Below are 20,482 nucleotides of genomic sequence, written 5' to 3' on the forward strand. Positions count from 1 at the left end.
CCACCATGTCCGTAACCGTCTCCGGCCCGTCCTCGCACGAGGGCGAGCCCACCGCGGCTGAGCTGCTCGAGGCCGGTGACATCACCGGGCTCATGCGCGCCTGCCACGACCGCCGGCTCGAGCGGGAGGGGATCCCCATGGTCCTCGGCCTCGCCGACGAGCGCGGCGCGATCCCCGAGAACACGGACGTGGCGCAGCTCGAGGAGGGGCGAACCTTCGCCGACGTCTTCGATCGCTACAGTGCCGCGCTCGTTCCGTGGGCGCGGAACGACGACGAGGGCGCGGTCATCACCGCGATGCAGGTCCTCGCGTACACGCATTTCGCGCCGGGTGCGGCGCCCATCACGGATGCCCCGGCCGCGGCCGAGGCGGAAGGAACGGAAGCATGACCCTGCCCTCGTTCGACACCCAGCGCGAGCAGCTGCGCGGCGGGCACCTGATCCGCGTGGTCAACTACCACTCGACGCCGCGCGGCGCGCGCGACGAGCTCGCGAAGGAGCTCGCGGGCTTCGCGCGCGACTACGCGCCGGTCACCCTGGACGATCTCGACCGGCTGTTCGAGACGGGCACCTGGCACAAGGACAAGCCCGGCCTCATCCCCGTCTTCTACGAGGGGTACCGAAACTCCGCGAGCGTGGCCGCCCCGCTCTGCGATGAGCTCGGCCTCACCGGCTGGTTCCCGATCGCGACGTCGTTCGTGGACTGCGACCCCGCATATCAGGAGGCGTTCGCACGGGCACACTGGATCTCCCTCGTCGAGGAGGACACCAAGGGCGGTCGGATCGCGATGAGCTGGGACGAGGTGGCCGACCTGTCGACGCGGCACGTCGTCTTCCCGCACTCGGCGAACCACGTCGGCTACGACGCCACGCTCAGCGACGAGGAGATCGAGCGCGAGGTCGTCGGCTCGAAGCGGCAGCTCGAGGCCGTCACCGGCCAGCCTGCACCGGCGTTCGTCTGGCTGCACGGCTCGTCGTACGGGCAGAGCCCGCGGCACGATCGCGCCGTCAAGGACGCGGGCTACCGCTACCAGTTCGCGAACACCATGATCCACCGGGTGAACTGACCCGCGCGGGTCGAGCTCCGGCGTCGAAGCCCCGACGCTTGCTCAGGAAGATTCGTGGTGGACGCGGCGTGTCGGGTCCTCTGCCACGGCGTGGCGCCACGATCTTCCTGAGCAGGGGTCGCCGGCCGGCGCGGGGCCCGGCGCGGTCAGCTCGCCGGGCACCGCTGGCCCGGCGCGGGCACCGCTGGCCTGGCGCGGTCACCGCCCGAGGTGGCGGATGCGGCCTGCGGTGTCGCGCCAGGTGAGTTCCGTCGTGCCGCCGTTGCGTGTCGAGCGGGCGCTGCGCGCGGTCCCCGGCGCGATCTGGGCCTCGACCTCGCCCGCGGCGACGATCAGTGCGCGCACGCGCGGATCTTCGCGGGTCGAGCGCGTGTCGGTCTCGCCGGCGGGCGACGTGTTCCATGTGCGGTCGGGATAGCCCGGGGCATCCGCGTCGGAGACGAGGCGCCGCGCGCCGCCGTCGCGACCGACGACGATCGCGTCGAGCGAGCCCGCCACGTGCGTCAGCGTGAAGCGTGAGACGTCGGTCGCGGCATCCGCCGCCCGGCGCTGGAAGCCGAGCCCGGGGGACCAGTACCAGCTCTGCAGCGCGCCCCGCTCGTCGAGCGCGAGCACCTCGAGGTGGTCCGGCCCGAGCGAGGACTGCACGATCTGCGCGTCGAGGTACCGGTGTCCGCTCGCGAACGAGAGTCCAGCGCTCCAGGCTCCCGGCGGGACATCCGGTGTCTCCAGCGGGTCCGTCACGAGGTCGGCGTTGAACCAGAACACCCAGAGCCCGTCGGTCCGGTCGCAGGCGAGGAGCTCGAGGTTGCCGCGGACGCCGTACGCGCCCTGTGCGAGGCTGGGCGCTCCGGCCGTCGAGCGATCCGGACCCACTACGGCGGCGATTTCTGAATGCATGTGCTTATTCTTGCTCATTTCTGCGTGGTTGTGACAGGATGATCGGACGGAGCACTCCCGAAGGAGAGACATGCGCATCGCCAGAGTCGTCGTCGACGGTTCCCCCAGGCTCGTCGTCACCGACGAGACCTCCACCCGGCTTGCACCGGCCGACCACCCCGACGACGCGCTCGCCGCGATCGCGACGGTCCGATCCGGAGCCTCCGCCGGCTGGCCCGCCTTCGACCTGACCGACCACGAGCTGCTCGCGCCGGTCTCCGGTGCGGGCAAGATCATCGCCATCGGTCTCAACTACGTCGATCACACGGCCGAGACCGGCATCGCCCAGCCCGAGCGGCCCCTCACCTTCGCGAAGTACGCGACCTCGATCACCGGGCCGACCAGCGACGTGCAGGTCCCCGACCACGTGACCCAGGGCGTCGACTTCGAGGCCGAGCTCGCGCTCGTCATCGGGCGCCGATGCGGCGGCACGACGCCCGCCACACTCGATGACGTCGCCGCCTACACCGTCGCGAACGACGTCTCGGCGCGGGACGTGCAGTTCGGCGACGTGCAATGGACCAGGGGCAAGTCGTTCGACACGTTCACGCCCGTCGGCCCGTGGCTCGTGACCGCCGACGAGTTCGGCGACCCCCGCGGACACCGCATCTACGCCGACGTCGACGGCGAGCTGTTGCAGGAGGACGACACCGCCGAGATGATCTTCGACGTGCCCACCATCCTCGCGTTCGTCAGCGACGGGGTCACGCTCGAGGCCGGTGACCTCATCCTCACGGGCACGCCGGCTGGCGCCGGCGGGTTCCGCACCCCGCCCAGGTACCTGCAGCACGGCCAGATCGTCACGGCGGGCGTCGAGGGCATCGGCGAGCTGCGCAACCGCTTCGTCTATCGCTCGCGCCTCGCCGCGTGACCGAGCCGAGTCCTCGAAGGAGTCCGATGACCACCGCCAGCCGTACCCTCGTCCTCATCGGCGCGGGATCCGCCGTCTTCACGCGCGGCCTGCTCGCCGACCTGATCGGCGCCGAAGACCTCGGCAGCTGGGAGATCCGGCTCGTCGACATCGACCCCGTCGCGCTCGACGTGGCCGCCGACCTCGCCGAGGCCATGGTCGCCGCGCGCGGCGCCGGCGACACCATCCGGGTGGTCCGCAGTACCGACCGCCGTGCGGTGCTGCCCGGCGCCGACTTCATCGTGACCTGCGTGGGCGTCGGCGGACGGCCGGCGTGGCAGCTCGACCACGAGATCGTGCAGCGGCACGGCATCTTCCAGCCGGTCGGCGACTCGATCATGCCCGGCGGGATCTCACGGCTCCTGCGCACGACGCCCGTGCTCGTCGAGATCGCGCGTGACATCGCCGAGCTCGCGCCCGACGCGTTCTTCTTCAACTACTCCAACCCGATGACCGCGAACGTGCAGGCCATCCACCAGGAGACCGGCCTCGAGGTCGTCGGCCTCTGCCATGGCATGCACCACATCCAGCGCGAGCTCGCGCAGCTCATCGACGCGCCGTTCGAGGAGACCTCGACGCTCTACGCGGGCATCAACCACCTGACGTTCATCTACGACTTCCGGTGGAACGGCCGTGACGCCTGGCCGCTCATCCGCGAGCGCGTCGAGCGCGAGCTCGCCGAGGCGCCCGACCCGGGCGACATCGGCAACATCTTCTACGAGACCCCGACGGCCTGGCACAATCCGTTCGCCTGGGAGCTGTTCGCGAGGTACGGCGCGTTCGCGGCGGCGGGCGACCGGCACGTCGTCGAGTTCTTCCCGGAGCGCTTCGCGTCGGGCGAGTACTACGGCAAGCAGCTCGGCATCGACGCGTTCAGCCTGCCCGAGATCCTCGAGTGGGGCGAGAACCGGTACCAGGCGATGAAGGGCCAGGCGCTCGGCGAGGAGGCGCTCGACCAGTCGATCTTCGACCGTTCGGGCGGCGAGCAGGAGCAGCTCATCGCGATCATCCGCTCGATCACGTTCGACTCGCGCGACATGTTCAGCTGCAACGTCGTGAACACCGGGCTCGTCCCGGGTCTGCCCGAGTGGTCGGCCGTCGAGATCCCCGGTGTGGCGACCGCCCGAGGCATCCGCCCCATCGAGGTCCCCGACCTCGGCAAGCCGCTCACCGCGATCCTCGCGCGCCGGCTCACCTCGGTCGACCTCGCGGTCGAGGCCGCGCTGACCGGCGACCGTGACCTCGTAGTCGAGGCCATGATCGCCGACGGTGCGATCTTCGACGCCGACCGCGCCACGGCACTCACCGACGACCTCATCGCCGCCCAGGCGCAGCACCTGCCGAGGTTCGCGTGACCGCCCGCAACCTCGGCAGGGAAGAGCGCGAGCGCGAGGCGCGCGAGCGCGACGCGCGCTCGAGCGAGGCCGCCGACGAGGCCTTCGTCGGCGTCGAAGGCGTGCCCACGCACGAGTGGGGCGAGGGCCTGCGCAGTCAGCAGTGGTTCGGTGCCGAGGGCAAGACGGGGTTCATGCACCGGTCGTGGCTGCGCAGCGAGGGGCTTCCGGACGACACGTTCCGCGGTCGCCCGGTGATCGGCATCGCGAACTCGTGGAGCGAGCTCACCAGTTGCAACATCCACCTGCGCGCGCTCGCCGAGCACGTCAAGCGCGGCATCTGGCAGGCCGGGGGCGTGCCGTTCGAGTTCCCGACGACCTCGGCCGGCGAGCCCATCGTGCGCCCGACCGCGATGCTGTTGCGCAACCTCATGGCCATGGACCTGGAGGAGACGCTCCGGGCCAACCCGCTCGACGGCGTCGTGCTGCTCGCGGGCTGCGACAAGACCACGCCCGCCTATCTCATGGGCGCGGCGTCGGTCGATCTGCCGACGCTGCTCATCACGGGCGGCCCGATGCTGAACGGGAAGTACCGTGGCACCGACATCGGGTCGGGCACGTCGGTGTGGAAGTTCACCGAGGCGTACCGCGCGGGGCAGATCGACGAGTCGGCCGTGACCGAGGCCGAGGGCTGCATGGCGCGAAGCCAGGGCCACTGCATGACGATGGGCACGGCGTCGACCATGGCGTGCGTGTCGGAGTACATGGGCATGCAGCTGCCGGGCACGGCGGCGATGCCCGCGAACGACTCGCGGCGCGCGACCGCCGCGCACCTCGCCGGCCGGCGCATCGTCGAGATGGTCGAGGAAGACCTGCGCCCGTCGAGGATCCTGACGCGCGAGGCGTTCGAGAACGGTGTGCGCGCCAACGCCGCGCTCGGCGGCTCGACGAACGCGGTCATCCATCTGCTCGCGCTCGCCCGGCGCGTGGGCGTCGAGCTCACGCTCGACGACTTCGACACGCTCGTGCGCGACGTCCCGGTGCTCGCCGACCTCATGCCCAGCGGTCGGTTCCTCATGGAGGACTTCGAATACGCGGGCGGCACGGCCGGCTTCGCGGAGACGCTCGGCGACCTGCTGCACCGCGATGCGCTCACCGTCACGGGAGCGAGCCTCGGCGAGAACTACGCGGGCGCCGAGGTCTTCGACCGCGAGGTGATCCGCCCGCTCGACAACCCCGTGAAGCCCGTCGGCTCGGGCATCGCCGTGCTGCGCGGCAACCTCGCGCCTCGGGGCGCGGTCATCAAGCAGTCGGCCGCCGCGACCGAGCTCATGCAGCACACCGGGCGGGCGCTGGTCTGGGACTCGCTGCAGGACTACCTCGCCGACGCCGATGACCCAGAGCTCGACGTCGTGCCCGAGGACGTGCTCATCGTGCGCAACGTCGGTCCGAAGGGGTATCCGGGCATGCCAGAGGTCGGCAACCTGCCGCTGCCGCGCAAGATCCTCGCCTCTGGCGTCACCGACATGGTGCGCATCTCGGACGCCCGCATGAGTGGCACGTCGTACGGCACGGTCGTGCTGCACGTGGTGCCCGAGGCCGCCGCGGGCGGCCCGCTCGCGTTCGTGCGGACGGGCGATCGCGTCACGCTCGACGTGCCCAACCGGACCCTGCACATGGACGTTCCGGACGACGAGCTCGAGCGACGGCGCGCCGAGTGGGCGCCGCGCACGGTGCCGGGCAGCGAGCGTGGCTGGACCCGCCTGTACATCGAGCACGTGACCCAGGCCGACGAGGGCCTCGACCTCGACTTCCTGCAGGGACGCAGCGGCGCCGCGGTCGGCCCGCAGGCGTTCTAGGCTCGCCTCATGCGTGCTCGTCGGGTCATCGTCGTCGGCGCGTCGGGAATCCTCGCGCCGGCCGCGATCGCGCTGCGGGATCGCGGCGATGCGGTCACGGCGGTCGCGCGCACACGCCCGCTGCCCGCGGGTGTCGCCGGGCTGCACGTCGATGCGACGTCGGCCGATGAGCTCGGTGCAGCGCTCGGCGAGGAGCGCTGGGACGTCGCGTTGGTCTACGCGCCGGCGGTGACGGATGCCTCGGTGGCGCGCCTGCGCGACGCCGTCGACGGCCGTCTGGTGCTGGTGCAGACGACCGCGGCGGTCGATCCGGCGCGGGTCGGCGACGGCGAACCCGCGGTGCCCGGCGACGTCCTGCAGCTCGGCTGGCACGACGAGGCCAGCGGCTCGGCCCGCTGGCACGGACCGACCGAGATCTCGGTCGCGGCCCTCGAGGTGCTCGCCGACGGCGAGGGGCGCGTGCTCGGCAGCATCCGGCCGTGGGGGCGTCGGCCGTGATCGTCGCACTCGCGCTCTCGCCCGGCCTCGACGTCACGTACGAGGTCGATGCGCTCGCGCTGGGTGGGATCACCAGGCCGTCGGCCGTGACGCGGGTCGCGGGGGGCAAGGCCCTCAATGTCGCGCGCGCGGCGGCCGGGCTCGGCGCCGACGTGCACGCGCTCGCCGTGCTCGGCGGTCCGACGGGGGAGTGGGTCGCCGCGCTGCTCGCCGACGACGGCGTGCCCGCCACGGTGGTCGCTGGCACGGGCACGACGCGCACGTGCCTGACGATCGTCGAGGCATCCGGCGGCGCGACCAGCACCGATCTCTACGAGCCGGCCACCGAGCTCGACCGCGCGAGCTGGGCCTCGTTCGCGCGCGCCGCGCGCGATCGGGCCGCCGCGCGCCCGGGTGGGTGGTTCGCGCTGTCGGGCTCGATCCCGCGCGGTGTCCCGCTGGACGAGCTCGCGGGCCTGCTCGTCGAGCTGCGCGCGGCGGGGGCCCGGGTCGTCGTCGACGGTTCGGGTGCCGGATTGCGGGCCACGGCAGGAGCCGCCGATCTCGTGAAGGTGAATCGGCACGAGGCTGAGGAGCTCGTCGGCGCGCCGCTCGCGACCGCGACAGAGGCCGGGCGCGCGCTGCGCGAGCGACTCGGCGTCGACTCGGTCGTGACCGACGGCGTGTACGGGGCCGCTGCGCTGCTCGGCGGCGCCGAGCTGCTCGCCCCGCCGACCCGTCGCCCGGGCCGGTTCCCGGCGGGCAGCGGCGACGCGTTCCTCGGCGGGCTGCTCACCGCGCTCGACCGGGGCGACGCGTACGACGCCGCCCTCGCGCTCGCCGTCTCGGCCGCGGAGCGGAATGCGCACGTGCCGGGGCAGGGGCGGCTCGCGCCGGAGCCGCAAACCTAGCCGGAGTCGCTAGCGGAGCAGGGGCCGTCGCCAGAGCGCGCCCGGGGCTCAGCCCGCGGCGTCGACGGCCGGCGTGGGGCAGGCCTCGCCCGGCGCGACCGTGAGCTCGTAGTGCCAGATCTCGTTCGCGTAGGTCTGGCACAGTCCGTAGTCGGCGCCGTGCTCCATCAGCCAGTACGACGCGTCGGTCATGCCGACGTCGATCGCGTCACCGGTGTTGTGCGACGACGTGCCCGGCCGTTTGACGAAGCGTTCGGCCTCGGCCTCGCTGCCGTACTCCCGGACGGCGTCGTCGAACAGCCGCTGCTGGTACCCCTCGCTGCGCCAGCCGCCCGTGAGGCGCATCTCGATGCCGTCGTCGGCCGCGTCCGCGGCGGCCTGCTGCAGCGCCGTTCGGAGCTCGGGGCTGAGACCCGCGACAGCCGCGTGACCATCGTCGAACGGCGAGATCCCGAAGGCGTCGTCGATGGCGCCGTCGGCGGTCGCGGCGTCGGCGGTCGCGGCGTCGCCCGCCGTGCGGTCGCCCGCCGTGCGGTCGCCGGGCCACGGCGGGCTCATCTGCCCGGTCGCGCCGGCGACGAGCACCTGGGGCAGCGAGATGCCGGCGGTCACGACGGCGGCGCCGAGGAGCACGAGCAGGATGCCTCGGGCGGCGCGTCGGCGGCGGGGGATGAACGTACGACGGCGGTTCATGCTCCCACTCAACGCGCCGCGGTGTTGTCAGGGCGTCTCGGGAAATCGATACGCGCGCGACACGTCGCGAGCCGGCGAGCCGTGAGCTGCGGGTCGTGCGCGGCGCCCTCAGCGGTGCTCGGCCGCCACGCGCCGTTCGAGACCTTCGAGCAGGAGGTCGAGGCCGAACTCGAACTCGGTCTGATCGTCGCACCAGCCGAGGGTCGTGTCGGGGTCATCGTGCACGACCTCGGCGAGCATGGCGGCGAGGTTCGGGGCGAAGGCGGCGAGTTGGGCGAGCTCGACCGGCGCGGGTGCGTTCGTGTCGTCGCTGAGCTCCTGGACGTACCCGTAGACCCGGCTGCCGATCGCGTGCAGGCCGTGGTGGATGAGGTCGTACGACATGCCTCCGGCGTGCATGATGCCGACGATGCCGTCGACATGGCGCGCGGCGGTCGGGCCGGGCGCGCCGCGTTCGTTCATGATCCATGGTGCCCACGGATGCCGCAGGAGGACTCGGCGAGCCCCGAGGATGCGGGCACGGAGCGCCTCCGACCAGGTCGAGGCATCCGTCGCCTCCGGCACCGCGAACCCGCCGACCTCGTCCTCGATCTCGGCGAAGACCGCCTCGACGACCCCGTCGAGGATCGCGTTCTTGTTCGGCAGGTGATGGTAGATCGACATCGCCTCGACGCCCAGCTCGAGCGCGAGCGCTCGCATCGTGAGCGCATCGAGACCTTGCTGATCGGCGAGCCGCAGTGCGGTGTCCAGCACGCGCTCGCGACTGAGCGGCGTGCGTTCGGCGGTCTGTGGCGGCATGCTTCACCTTACAACGTCAGGTATTTCTCCCAGGGACTGGACGCGCGGGCGCGACTGCCGTATCTTACGCCGTAAGTCTTACAACGTAAGGGAGTCGCGATGTCCACCATGCCACGTTCCCGCGAAGCCATCGGCGATGCGACGGCCGAGACGATGCGCACCGCGCGAGCCGATCGATTCGGCCCGCCCGACGTCGTGCACCTCGTCGACGCTCCCAAGCCGCGGCCGGCCCCCGGCGAACTCCTCGTTCGCATCCATGCCTCGACCGTGAGCGTGGCAGATCAGCGCCTGCGCAGCCGCCGGGTCCCGCGAGGGACGCGCCTGCTCGTCACGCCGACGATCGGTCTCTTCCGGCCGCGCCTCCGCGTGCTCGGCATGGAGGCCGCCGGGGTCGTCGAGGCGGTCGGGGCAGGGGTGACGCGGTACGAGCCCGGCGACGAGGTCATCCTGATGCGCGGGGTTCGCATGGGGTGTCACGCCGAGTACGTGACCGTCGCCGAAGCCGGCGAGGTCGCGCGGAAGCCCGCGAACCTGTCGTTCGAGGAGGCCGCAGCCATCATCTTCGGCGGCCATACGGCGCTCCGCTACCTCGACCGCGTGCCGATCGTCGCAGGCACCGAGGTGCTCGTGAACGGCGCGTCCGGCTCGGTGGGCTCCGCCGTCGTGCAGCTCGCAGCCGCGCGGGGCGCGCGCGTCACCGCGGTCACGAGCGGGCGGAACGCCGAGCTCGTCCGTGGCCTGGGCGCGACCCGCGTCATCGATTACACCCGAGAGGACTTCGCGACGGCCGGGGGTTCGATCTACGACGTGATCGTCGAGTGCGTCGGCACGGCGCCGTTCGATCGCGTCGCACTCCTCCTGCGCCCCGGCGGTGCGCTGCTGCTCGTGATCGTCGACCTGCCCGGCATGCTGGCCGCCGGCCGGCAGGCCCGCCGGAGTGGTCTGGTCGTCGATCATCGCGGTGGCGAGATGGGGGCGGCGGGCATGGCACGCCTCGCGGCGCTCGCCGAGGACGGTGTGCTCCGCCCGGTGATCGACCGGACATACGCCCTCGACGACATCGTGGACGCGCACCGCTACGTCGACTCGGGCCGCAAGCGCGGCAGCGTCGTCGTCACGCTCGCCTGATCGGGGCGTCCGGGATCGGGTGGCACATTATGCCGAGATCGCATATCAGGATGCGAATATCAGGATGCATCGGGCACAATGGCCTCCGACGTGTGAGACCGGACGGGGGCGGAGATGCGGCAGACGCGCGCGCGGAGGCGATGGTTCGGTGTCGTGCTGGGAGCGGCCATGTGCGCTGCGCTGGCGGCGTGCACGAGTGCGGCGGCCACGCCGCCGCGGCCGAGTGCATCGGGAGACGCGCTCCTGCCGACCGAGGCCGAACGCGCCTGGGAGCTCACGGGTTTCCCGGCTGACCAGCGCCCGCAGGTGGACCCGATCCGCGTGGTCAGCATCTTCGAGCAGCCCGAGGCGACCGCCGCATGCCTCAGGGCGGCGGGGTATCCGCGGGCCGTCGTCGTGAACGGGCGGGTCGAGCCCGGGGAGGTCGCTGAGGCGCAACTGCCCTCGCTCACACTGTCGACCTACCTCTGCGAGGCGCAGTACCCGGCCGACCCGCTGTTCGACCGGCCGCTGTCTCCCGACCAGGTCCGCACGCTCTACCGGTACCGTTCGACCGAGCAGCGGGAGTGCTTGCAGGGCCTCGGGCACGCGATCGCCGTGCCGCCGACCGAGCGCGCCTTCGTCGACGGGTACGCCGAGCACGGCGGTTGGAACCCGATGAACAGTGTTCCCGCGTTCGGCTTCGCCGGAGCCGAGGCCGCGTGCCCGGCGCTCCCCGCTGAGCTCAGCGAGCGCTGACCTCAGCGCTCCGTAGCACAGCGCGGCCGACGCAGGCAAGGCGTCCACGAAGCTTCGTGGCGCCACGACGAAGCGGGTAATCTCGCTACCCCAGCGAGGTCGTTCGATGATCGTGGCCGTGAGCCCCGCCGGTTGCCGTTCCCCGCACCATTGAGGAGCTGCCGTGAAACTGCCCACTCCCCACACCGCGGCCGAGTACCGCAAGCTTCTGCCGAAGAAGCCGCGGCTGCTCCGTGGGCCGCGGCTGCCGAAGCCCATCGACGCCACCGTCATGACGACGGCCCGCCTTCGTCTGCGTCCGTACCGCGTGGAGGACTTCCATCCGTGGTTGCGCCTGCACCGACAGCCCGACACCACCGAGTATCTGCAGTGGCCGAACGACGATCTCCGAGCGATCCGGGAACATCTGCGGGCCAGGACCCGCCAGACCCGCCTCTGGCAGACCGACGACTTCCTGGCCCTCGCGATCGAGGTCGATGGCGAGTTCGCCGGCGAGGTCTCGCTGCACCTGCGCTCGGTCCGAGCCGGTACCCGCATGGTCGAGGTCGGCTGGGTGCTCGATCAGCGATTCACGGGCCGGGGGCTTGCGACCGAGGCGACCGGGGTGCTGCTGGACTTCGCGTTCGGCACGGTCGAGGCGCGCATCGCGACCGCGGTGATCGACCCCGGGAACGTCGCGTCGATCGCCGTCGCCGAGCGGCTGGGGTTCCAGCAGGCGTCGGCCGGGGACGGCGAGCACACCTACGCATTGCTCGCCGACCAGTCGTTCGCCCACCCGACGCGGAGCGTCGCCGCGCATCGGCTGCCCGGCCGTGCCTCGACATCCAGGTAACGCCGCCGTCTTGTCCGCGCGGATCCTCACGCCTATCATCGTGCTGCGCGATATGTGAACCGAGAGTTCGATAATCGAACACCCGGTGTACGCATGCATGACCGCACACTGGAGTGAGGAGCATCCGTGCAGTTCCACCACCACGGGTACGTGTCCGGCGACCCGCGGGTCGAGCCCGCGGCGGGCGTCGGCGTGAACCGCCCAGACGAGCTGCCCGACGAGGTCGACGTGCTGATCGTCGGCTCGGGCCCGGCCGGCATGATCGCCGCGGCCCAGCTCGCGCAGTTCCCGGACGTGGTCACCCGCCTCGTCGAGCGCCGCCCCGGCCGGCTCGAGATCGGGCAGGCCGACGGCATCCAGGCGCGCAGCGTCGAGACCTTCCAAGCGTTCGGCTTCGCCGAGCGCATCACGGCCGAGGCCTACCGCATCACCGAGATGGCGTTCTGGAAGCCCGATCCCGCCGACCCGGCGCGCATCCACCGCGCGGCCCGCGCCGTCGACGACCCGACCGGCATCAGCGAGTTCCCGCACCTCCTCGTGAACCAGGCGCGCGTGCTCGACTACTTCGCCGAGTACGCGGTGAACTCGCCGGCGCGGGTGCGCCCCGACTACGGCTATGAGTTCACGGGGCTGCAGGTCGCCGAACACGGCGACCACCCCGTCGCGGTCACGCTCCGGCGCACCGCCGGCCCCGACGAAGGACGCGAGCGCGTCGTGCACGCCAAGTACGTGCTCGGCGCCGACGGCGCGCGCAGCCGCGTGCGCGCCGCGATCGGCTGCCACATGGCCGGCGATCAGGCGAACCACGCGTGGGGCGTGATGGACGTGCTGGCCGTCACCGACTTCCCCGACATCCGCACGAAGTGCTCGATCCAGTCCGAGGCCGGCAACATCCTGCTCATCCCGCGCGAGGGCGGCTACCTGTTCCGCATGTACGTCGACCTCGGCGAGGTCGGGGCCGACGATCACGGCGCGGTGCGCCAGACCACGATCGAGCAGATCATCGCCAGGGCCAACGAGATCATGCACCCGTACACGCTCGATGTGCGCAACGTCGCGTGGCACAGCGTCTACGAGGTCGGTCACCGGCTCACCGACCGGTTCGACGACGTGACGGATGTCTCGGGCGGCCGCACGCCTCGCGTCTTCATCGCCGGCGACGCGTGCCACACGCACAGCGCCAAGGCCGGCCAGGGCATGAACGTCTCGATGCAGGACGGCTGGAACCTCGCGTGGAAGCTCGGGCACGTGCTCGAGGGCCGCAGCCCCGAGTCGTTGCTGGCGACGTACTCGGCCGAGCGGCAGGTCGTCGCGCAGAACCTCATCGACTTCGACCGGACGTGGTCGACGCTCATGGCCACCAAACCCGAGGATCTCGCCGACCCCGCCGAGCTCGAGGAGTTCTACGTGCGCACCGCCGAGTTCCCGGCCGGGTTCATGACGCAGTACACGCGGTCGCTCATCGTCGGCGACGCGGCACATCAGGCACGCGCGACGGGCTTCCCGATCGGCAAGCGCTTCAAGTCGGCCGAGGTCACCCGCGTCTGCGACGGCAACCCCGTGCACCTCGGACACCATGCGAAGGCCGACGGCCGCTGGCGGGTGTACGTCTTCGCCGACGCCGCGCGTGCCGGTGAGGCATCCGCCGTCGCCGACCTCGCCGACTGGCTCGCGAGTGCGCCCGACTCGCCGCTCGCAGCGACACCCGAAGAGCTCGACGCGGACGCCTGGTTCGACGTCAAGATCGTGTACCAGCAGCCGCACACCGAGGTCGATCTCGGCGCCGTGCCCGCGGTGTTCCTGCCGCGCAGCGGCCCCTTCGAACTCATCGACTACGAGCACGTCTACGCGGCCGACCCCGAACACGACATCTTCGCGGCGCGCGGCCTCGACCGCGGAGGTGCCGTCGTGGTCGTGCGGCCCGACCAGTACGTCGCGAACGTGCTGCCGCTCACGGCGACCGACGAGCTCGCCGCGTTCTTCGACGGCGTGCACCGCGGCTCAGCCGCCGAGCGCGCCGCGGATCGTGTGTGAGGCGGCCGTGAGACGCTCGGCGATCTGCGCGTCGGAACGCGCGTTCGACACGTAGACGACCGCGACGGCGGCCGGCTGGCCGCTGGGCAGCACGAGCGGCACCGCCGTCGAGCGAAGCCCCTGGATGACCTCGTCGTGACTGATGGCGAAGCCCCGGGCGCGCGCCTCGTCGACGTCGGCACGCCGAGCGGCATCCAGCGCGCCCGGCCACCGGCTCTCGGGCAGCGCCGCGGCGATGGCCTTACCCGGTGCGCCGAGGCCGAACGCGTGCCGGCTTCCCGGCCGCTGCGCGACCGACGCGATCGCGTGTCGAGGCTCGACGCTCGTGAGCGTGACGACCTCGTCGGCGTCGAGCACCGCGAGGAAGCAGGTCATGCCGAGCTCGTTCGCCGCGCTCGTGAGCTCGGGCAGCGCCTCGGCCTGGAGATCGTGCGCGACGCCCGCCGCGAGCGCCGCGAGCCGGGCGCCGAGGGCGATGCGGCCCGCGGCGTCGCGCACCGTGAGCCGGTGATGCTCGAGCGTGCGCAGCAGCCGGTACGCGACCGAGCGGTGCACGCCGAGCCGGCTCGCGAGCTCATCGATGCTCAGCGGCTCACGCGCGTCGGCGAGCAGCTCGAGCATGCGGATGCCCCGGGACAGCGTCTGCGAGGGCGGCGCTGCGTCGGCGTCGGTCGCGCCGGTGCGTGTCGTGTCGGCGCTTGTCGCGTCGGTGCGTGTCGCGTCGGTGCGTGTCGCGTCGGTGCGTGTCGTGTCGGCGTCACCGGCCATCGGCGGCCTCCTCGGGGGTCGTCGCCGCCGTCTCTGTCGTCTCCGCCTGCAGCGAGGCGGCGCTGCCGGGCTCGTCCTCCGGCTTACGGATCCAGATCCACGACACGATGCCGCCCGCGGCGAGCAGCGCGGCGGTCACGATCGCCGCGCGGTGGAACCCGTCGAGGTCGAGCTGCCCGCCGACGATCGCGGCGAGCATAGCGATCACGAGCAGGCCGGCGACACGCGCGACGGCATTGTTGACGGCCGAGGCGATGCCCGACTTGGCGGGCTCGATCGAGCCGAGGATCGCGGAGGTCAGCGGCGCCACCGTCAGCGTCAGCCCGAAGCCGAACACCAGCACGCTCGGCAGCACCTGCCACCAGTACGAGAAGTCGGCCGACACCGTGAGCAGCAGCAGCGCGCCGACGGCCATGAGCAGCGGCCCGACCGTCATGAAGACGCGCGGCCCGATCCTGCCCGACCAGGCGCCGACGCGCGAGCTCAGCACGATCATGATGATCGTCGACGGCAGCGTGGCGAGCCCCGCGAGCGTCGCGGGCAGACCGGCGCCCTGCTGCAGGTAGACGCCGAGCACGAAGCCGTTCAGCGAGAGCGCCGCGTACACGAACAGGGTCGTGACGTTGCCGCTCCAAAAGTTCCGCACGCGGAAGAGCGACAGCGGCATCATGGGCTGCGCCGCGAACCGCTGTCGCACGAGGAATCCGGCGAACGAGAGGACGCCGACGACGAGCGTCACGATGATGAGCGGCGACCAGCCGAGGTTGGGCTGCTCGATGAGCGCGAACACCGCCCCGCCGAGCCCGACCGTGCAGAGCACCGCGCCGAGCCAGTCGATGCGGGCTCCGGGGTGTCGCACGTCGCGGTGGCCGAGCCGCACCAGCAGCCACATGGTGATCGCAATGGGCAGCACATTGATGAGGAACGCGTACCGCCACGAGGCGAAGTCGACGAACAGGCCGCCGATCACCGGGCCGGCCACCATGGCGGCCGTCGTCAGCGCGGTCCAGACGCCGATCGCGCGCGCCTGCGCCGCATCGCGGAAGTTCGACGTGATGAGCGCGAGCGAGCTCGGCACGAGCAGCGCGCCCGCGACGCCCTGCAGGGCGCGCGCGACGATCAGGAACTCTGGGGTCGGCGCGGCCGCGATCGCGATCGACGTGAGGCCGAAGCCGATGAGGCCGATGCGGAGGATGAGGAGCCGGCCGTACACGTCGCTCAGCGACCCGGCCACGAGGATCAGCGCGCCGAGCGTGATCAGGTACGCGTCGACGACCCACTGCTGAGTGGTGAGCCCGCCGCCGAGGTCGTGCATGATCGCGGGCAGCGCGACCGTGACGACCGTGCCGTCGAGGAACGACACGAACGACGCGAGCACCGCGATCGAGAGCACGATCCGCTGGTCACGAGACATCCCGGTCGGAGCCATGGATGCAACGTTAGCCCCGTCGCGCCCGGTGCTGCCCGGCGAACCCGTGCTCGAGCGGTCGCAGATGGCGGGTCCTGCTCGAACACACCCGCCATCTGCGACCGCTCGGCGAGGGAGCGTCGGTCGGCGAGGGAGCGTCGGTCGGCGAGGGAGCGTCGGTCGGCGAGGGAGCGTCGGTCGGCGAGGGAGCGTCGGGGGTCGGGCCGGGTGGGAGTGTCGGGGGTCAGGCGCGGAGCGCCTCCGCGAAGGGGCGCGGAGCGCGATGCTTCGGCTGGGTCGGGCGAGGACCGGCGTCGGGCAGCGGCGGCGTCGGCAGGGTGAGCGGATGCCCCGCCTCGAGCTCGACCGGCTCGCCGAAGTGATGCACGGTCACCGGGGGGCCGTCGCTCAGACGGTAGGTCGTGGCATCCGGTCGCACCTCGAGCCGGAGCGTGTGACCCGCGAGCTTGATGCCGAACGCGATGCGCGTGAGCTGCGGCGGCAGCCGCGGCGCGAACCGTACCCCGGCGTCGCTGTCGCGCATGCCGCCGAAGCCGCACGTGAGTGCGGTCCAGATGCCCGCGAGCGAGGCCATGTGCATCCCTTCGTCCGTGTTGTCGTGCAGGTCGTCGAGGTCGAGGGTCGCCGCCTCGGCGAGGTAGTCGGCGGCGAGATCGAGGTGGCCGACCTCGGCCGCGACGACCGCCTGGACCGCCGCCGAAAGCGACGAGTCGCGTACCGTGAGCTGCTCGTAGTAGCCGAAGTTCGCGGCCTTCTGCTCGGGCGTGAACGCGTCGGGCGCGAAGAACATGGCGAGCGTGAGGTCGGCCTGTTTGACGACCTGCTTGCGATAGAGGTCGAAGTACGGGAAGTGCGCTTGCAGCGGGTACTGGTCGGCCGTCGTGCGTTCGAACGCCCAGCGCGCGTGATCGGTGAAGCCCGCCGACTGGGCGTGCACCCCGCGCCGCTCATCGAACGGGATCGCGACGGCGCCCGCCGCCCTCTCCCAGGCGTCGATCTCGTCGCCGGTCACGCCGAGGTCGCGCGCCCGATCGGCGTGACGACGTGCGGCCGCCGCCGCGAACTCGAGGTTCTGCCCGGCCATGAGGTTCGTGAACACGTTGTCGTCGACGACCGCCGTGTACTCGTCGGGTCCGGTGACGCCATCGAGGTGGAAGCGGCCGTCGTCGTCCCAGCGGCCGAGCGCCATCCAGAGCCGCGCCGTCTCGGCCAGCAGCTCGACGCCGACGTCGCGTAGGAACGCGTCGTCCCCGGTCGCCCGGACGTAGTGCAGCACCGCCGCGGCGATGTCGGCGTTCACGTGGAAGGCCACGGTGCTCGCCGGCCAATAGCCCGAGCTCTCTCGCCCGTCGATGGTGCGCCACGCGAACGCCGCCCCCGCGAGCTTCAGCTGCCGCGCGCGCTCGCGCGCGTGATCGAGCGTCGCGTGCCGCCACATCAGTGCCTGCCGCGCCGCCTCGGGCGCCGTCGACGTCAGCACGGGGAGCACGAATCCCTCGAAGTCCCAGAAGGTGTGCCCTTCGTAGCCGGCGCCGGTGAGCCCCTTGCCGGGGACCGAGCGCACCTCGAGTCGCGCCGCCGACTGGAAGACGTGGAACAGGGCGAACCGCACCGCCTGCTGGAGGCGCGGCGAACCCTCGATCTCGACGTCGGCGCACGTCCAGAAGGCGTCGAGTCGCTCGCGCTGGCCGGCGGTGAGGCCCGCCCAGCCAGCACGCCGGGCTTCGTCGACCGCGGCATCCGCTCGATCGCGGAGCGCCTGCGGGTCCAGCGTCGCCGACCACTCGTGGCCCACGTGCTTGACGACCTCGAGTCGTTCGCCCGCCTCGAGGCGGGCGCTGATGGTCGTGCGGGCGAGATGGTCGGAGACCTCGGTCTCGACGATCGCCCGGCCCGGTGCGGACACCGTGTGGTCCATCGCGACCGCGATGCGCTGACCGCTCTCATACGTCTCGTGCACGAGCGTCGCCGAGGTGCCGAGCACGAACGCGCCGCACGCGGCGAGCGGCTCGTCGAGCACCTCTTTGACCCGGTCGTCGGGGTGCACCTCGGGCAGGGCCTCGTTCGCGACGAGCTCGGACTGCAGCGTCATCGTGGCGGGGCCGTCGACGGCCTCGACCACGTAGCGCACCGCCGCGACCGGGCGGTGCGACAGCGACACCAGCCGGGTCGAGGTGACCCTGATGCGCCGGCCCGCCGGCGACGTCCACTCGACCTCGCGGTGCAGGGTGCCGTCACGGAAGTCCAGGCGCTGCTCGTGCCGGTGCACCTCGCCGCGGCGCACGTCGAACGGCTCGTCGTCGACGAACAGCCGGATGACCTTGCCGTTCGGCACGTTGATGACGCTCTCGCCCGAGCTCGGGTAGCCGTAGCCCGCCTCCGCGTAGGGCATCGGGTGCCGCTCGAACACACCGTTCAGGTAGCTGCCCGTGATGCCGTGCGGGTCGCCCTCGTCGAGCGTGCCGCGCCATCCCACGTGACCGTTCGACAGTGCGAACACCGACTCGCGGTGCGCGAGCTCCGACTCGTCGAGGCCGCTCAGGCCGATGCTCCACGGAGCGACGTCGAAGGGAAGGGGGTCGGTCATGCGTCGTGGGTCTCTTCGGCTGCGCAGCCGGCAGCATCATCGGACGTCTCGGTGCGTGCCACGCTCTCGAACATACCGACGGACCCGCGCCAGCCGGGTGGCAGCCATGCCCGGTTGCCTGCGAACCGACCGGATGCTAAGGGGTACCAGGGCTGATCTCCCACACGCCTGCGTTTCCTTGCTCAGGAAGAATTGGCGGACACGCCGGGGGCACACGCTTCCAGGTCGGTGTGTCGGCCGGTCCTTCCTGAGCAGGGAATTTGGGTACTGTGCGTGTGGCACAGGAGCGGCAGGGAAGAATGAGCGCATGGCTGCTCCCAACCCGGCGATCACCGCGATGCCGTCCCCGCAGTACGTGATGACCGCCGAGGGGCGGCGCATCGCGACCTACGTGTGGGACCCCGACGCGCGGGACGACGATGACGCGCCGACCGTGCTGTGCGTGCACGGGTTCGCGTCGAGCTGCCGCGACAACTGGGTGAGCACCGGGTGGGTGCGTGACCTGACCCGCGCCGGCTTCCGTGTGCTCGGGGTCGACCAGCTCGGGCACGGCGCGAGCGACAAGCCGCACGAGTCGTCGGAGTACACCATGGACGCGCTCGTGCAGGACCTGGTCACCGTGCTCGACACGTATCTGCTCGACGCCGTGCGCTACTCGGGATACTCGCTCGGGGCTCGCGTCGGCTGGCAGTTGGCGGTGCAGGCGCCCGAACGCGTTGAGCGTGCGGTGCTCGGCGGCATCCCCGACGGCCGGCCGCTCGCGCGGTTGCAGATCGAGCAGGCGCGCGCCTACGCCGAGTCGGGGACTCCGATCGACCACCGCGTCACGCAGAACTACGTCACGCTCGCCGAGCGTGTCCCGGGCAATGAGATCCTCGCGCTCGTCGCACTCGCCGAGGGCATGCGCCTCGGCGATGCCGACCCCGACCCGGTGCATCCGCCCGCGCAACCCGTGCTGTTCGCAACCGGCAGCGAAGACGCGATCCTCGAGCAGTCTCGCGCCCTGGCCGCCGCCACGCCCGCTGGACACTTCTTCGAGGTGCCGGGCCGGCACCATTTCAACTCGCCGGGTTCCAGAGCGTATCGGCAGGCCGCCCTCGCCTTCCTCGCCGGCCGCCCACCCGAGGCGGGCGGGGCGTGAGCGGCTCGCGCGACGCGGCCGAACGGCTCGTCCTCATCCACGGCGGCGGCGTCGGGCCATGGATGTGGCGCGCGCAGGCCGACGCCTTCTCGACCCGGTTCGACGTGTGCACGCCGACGCTGCCGGGGCATGACCCCGCGCGTCCGGGTGAGGAGTTCGGCGACCACGAGGCAGCAGCGCGCTCGGTCGCCGAGCAGGCCGGGCTCGACCGGCCCGGCCCGCCCGCCACCGTCGTCGGCTTCTCGCTCGGCGGCCAGGTCGCGCTGACCCTCGCGGCGATGCATCCCGACCGGGTTGGCCGACTCGTCGTCGTCAGCTCGATCGTCGAGCCGATGCCGTCCATGGCGGCGTCGGTGGGGCTGCTGCGGCCCATGATCGGCCTGACCAGGAACGAGCGCTTCGCACGGGCGCAGGCCCGAACCCTGTTCGTGCCCGATGCCGACTTCGCCGACTACTTCGCGCTGTCGCGCGCCATGTCGGCGAACACCCTTGTGAACCTCACCCGGGCGAACTTCACGTTCGCGGTCCCCGAATCGGTGACCGCGTCCGAACGACCGGCATTGCTCATGATGGGTTCGCGCGAACGCGGCACGCTGCGCCGCGGCATGATCCGGCTGCACGACCGATGGGCCGCCAGTGAGCTCGCGATGTTCGAGGGCGGCGGGCACGGCGTGATGCTCTCGCATCCGGACGCCTTCGACGCGCGGTTCTCGGCGTGGCTGGACTCTACGACGGAGCGCCTCGACGACGCGCCGTAGCGAGGCATCCGGTGCTGCGCGACTGGCCCCGATGCGCCCGATCCGCCCTACCATTGGCAGTGTGACCCGCGGTCGCGGGC

Annotated in this window: 19 protein-coding genes; 13 read left to right on the forward strand and 6 right to left on the reverse strand. The window is 71.8% G+C overall.

Annotated elements, in window-relative coordinates:
- Positions 1-5 precede the first annotated feature (5 nt).
- Both QU602_RS03795 and QU602_RS03800 read left to right on the forward strand, forming a co-directional pair.
- The gene (locus QU602_RS03795; RefSeq protein ID WP_308798854.1) at positions 6-389 is read left to right on the forward strand and encodes a hypothetical protein; all 384 of its coding nucleotides are present in this window, start codon (positions 6-8) and stop codon (positions 387-389) included.
- On the forward strand, positions 386-1,066 hold the full coding sequence (locus QU602_RS03800; RefSeq protein WP_308798855.1) for a polysaccharide deacetylase family protein: 681 nt from the start codon (positions 386-388) through the stop codon (positions 1,064-1,066). Before QU602_RS03795 ends, QU602_RS03800 begins: the two co-directional genes overlap by 4 nt.
- Before the next feature lie 198 nt (positions 1,067-1,264).
- Here QU602_RS03800 and QU602_RS03805 read toward each other — a convergent pair whose 3' ends face one another.
- On the reverse strand, positions 1,265-1,966 hold the full coding sequence (locus QU602_RS03805) for a hypothetical protein (RefSeq protein WP_308798856.1): 702 nt from the start codon (positions 1,964-1,966) through the stop codon (positions 1,265-1,267).
- 70 nt (positions 1,967-2,036) lie between these two features.
- Between QU602_RS03805 and QU602_RS03810 the strand changes: the two genes are divergently transcribed.
- From QU602_RS03810 to QU602_RS03830, 5 genes are read left to right on the forward strand one after another with little or no spacing between them, the layout of a single operon-like run.
- Positions 2,037-2,876 (forward strand): fumarylacetoacetate hydrolase family protein, encoded by an 840-nt coding sequence (locus tag QU602_RS03810; RefSeq protein ID WP_308798858.1) that lies wholly within the window; start codon positions 2,037-2,039, stop codon positions 2,874-2,876.
- A gap of 26 nt (positions 2,877-2,902) precedes the next feature.
- Complete coding sequence (locus QU602_RS03815; RefSeq protein WP_308798859.1) at positions 2,903-4,270, forward strand: family 4 glycosyl hydrolase; 1,368 nt, start codon at positions 2,903-2,905, stop codon at positions 4,268-4,270.
- Complete coding sequence (locus QU602_RS03820) at positions 4,267-6,108, forward strand: IlvD/Edd family dehydratase (protein WP_308798860.1); 1,842 nt, start codon at positions 4,267-4,269, stop codon at positions 6,106-6,108. Before QU602_RS03815 ends, QU602_RS03820 begins: the two co-directional genes overlap by 4 nt.
- 9 nt (positions 6,109-6,117) lie before the next feature.
- A complete protein-coding gene (locus tag QU602_RS03825; RefSeq protein WP_308798861.1) occupies positions 6,118-6,606 on the forward strand; it encodes a Rossmann-fold NAD(P)-binding domain-containing protein in 489 nt (162 codons plus the stop codon).
- Positions 6,588-7,496 carry a 1-phosphofructokinase family hexose kinase gene (locus QU602_RS03830; protein WP_308798862.1) on the forward strand — a complete coding sequence of 303 codons (909 nt, stop codon included), beginning with the start codon at positions 6,588-6,590 and terminating at the stop codon, positions 7,494-7,496. The genes QU602_RS03825 and QU602_RS03830 overlap by 19 nt, the downstream gene beginning before the upstream one ends.
- 48 nt (positions 7,497-7,544) lie before the next feature.
- Here the strand turns inward: QU602_RS03830 and QU602_RS03835 are convergent, their stop codons facing one another.
- Together QU602_RS03835 and QU602_RS03840 are read right to left on the reverse strand one after the other, a co-directional pair.
- Positions 7,545-8,189 carry a M15 family metallopeptidase gene (locus tag QU602_RS03835; protein WP_308798863.1) on the reverse strand — a complete coding sequence of 215 codons (645 nt, stop codon included), beginning with the start codon at positions 8,187-8,189 and terminating at the stop codon, positions 7,545-7,547.
- Between the two features lie 108 nt (positions 8,190-8,297).
- Positions 8,298-8,987, reverse strand: coding sequence for a TetR/AcrR family transcriptional regulator (locus tag QU602_RS03840; RefSeq protein ID WP_308798864.1), 690 nt, complete (start codon positions 8,985-8,987; stop codon positions 8,298-8,300).
- Positions 8,988-9,086: 99 nt separating this feature from the next.
- On the opposite strand from QU602_RS03840, the gene QU602_RS03845 reads away from it, so the two are divergent.
- From QU602_RS03845 to QU602_RS03860, 4 genes are all read left to right on the forward strand, one after another.
- Positions 9,087-10,115, forward strand: coding sequence for an NAD(P)-dependent alcohol dehydrogenase (locus tag QU602_RS03845; protein WP_308798865.1), 1,029 nt, complete (start codon positions 9,087-9,089; stop codon positions 10,113-10,115).
- A 168-nt stretch (positions 10,116-10,283) separates the two neighbouring features.
- Positions 10,284-10,853, forward strand: a complete 570-nt coding sequence (locus QU602_RS03850) for a hypothetical protein (protein WP_308798866.1) — start codon at positions 10,284-10,286, stop codon at positions 10,851-10,853.
- Between the two features lie 163 nt (positions 10,854-11,016).
- Positions 11,017-11,685 (forward strand): GNAT family N-acetyltransferase, encoded by a 669-nt coding sequence (locus QU602_RS03855; RefSeq protein WP_308798867.1) that lies wholly within the window; start codon positions 11,017-11,019, stop codon positions 11,683-11,685.
- A gap of 126 nt (positions 11,686-11,811) precedes the next feature.
- Positions 11,812-13,719 carry an FAD-binding monooxygenase gene (locus tag QU602_RS03860; protein WP_308798868.1) on the forward strand — a complete coding sequence of 636 codons (1,908 nt, stop codon included), beginning with the start codon at positions 11,812-11,814 and terminating at the stop codon, positions 13,717-13,719.
- Here QU602_RS03860 and QU602_RS03865 read toward each other — a convergent pair.
- The 3 genes from QU602_RS03865 to QU602_RS03875 form a co-directional block, all read right to left on the reverse strand.
- The gene (locus QU602_RS03865; protein ID WP_373692967.1) at positions 13,687-14,340 is read right to left on the reverse strand and encodes an IclR family transcriptional regulator; all 654 of its coding nucleotides are present in this window, start codon (positions 14,338-14,340) and stop codon (positions 13,687-13,689) included. The two genes, QU602_RS03860 and QU602_RS03865, sit on opposite strands and share 33 nt — an antisense overlap.
- Positions 14,341-14,476: 136 nt before the next feature.
- Complete coding sequence (locus QU602_RS03870; RefSeq protein WP_308798871.1) at positions 14,477-15,916, reverse strand: MFS transporter; 1,440 nt, start codon at positions 15,914-15,916, stop codon at positions 14,477-14,479.
- 223 nt (positions 15,917-16,139) lie between these two features.
- Complete coding sequence (locus QU602_RS03875) at positions 16,140-18,503, reverse strand: glycoside hydrolase family 65 protein (RefSeq protein ID WP_308798872.1); 2,364 nt, start codon at positions 18,501-18,503, stop codon at positions 16,140-16,142.
- Between the two features lie 307 nt (positions 18,504-18,810).
- Here QU602_RS03875 and QU602_RS03880 point away from each other — a divergent pair, with 307 nt between their 5' ends.
- Positions 18,811-19,644, forward strand: a complete 834-nt coding sequence (locus QU602_RS03880) for an alpha/beta fold hydrolase (protein WP_308798873.1) — start codon at positions 18,811-18,813, stop codon at positions 19,642-19,644.
- Complete coding sequence (locus QU602_RS03885) at positions 19,641-20,402, forward strand: alpha/beta fold hydrolase (protein WP_308798874.1); 762 nt, start codon at positions 19,641-19,643, stop codon at positions 20,400-20,402. Before QU602_RS03880 ends, QU602_RS03885 begins: the two co-directional genes overlap by 4 nt.
- The last annotated feature ends 80 nt before the right edge of the window (positions 20,403-20,482 follow it).

The organism is Agromyces protaetiae (assembly GCF_030866785.1).
In the GTDB taxonomy this organism is placed as follows: Bacteria; Actinomycetota; Actinomycetes; order Actinomycetales; family Microbacteriaceae; genus Agromyces; species Agromyces silvae.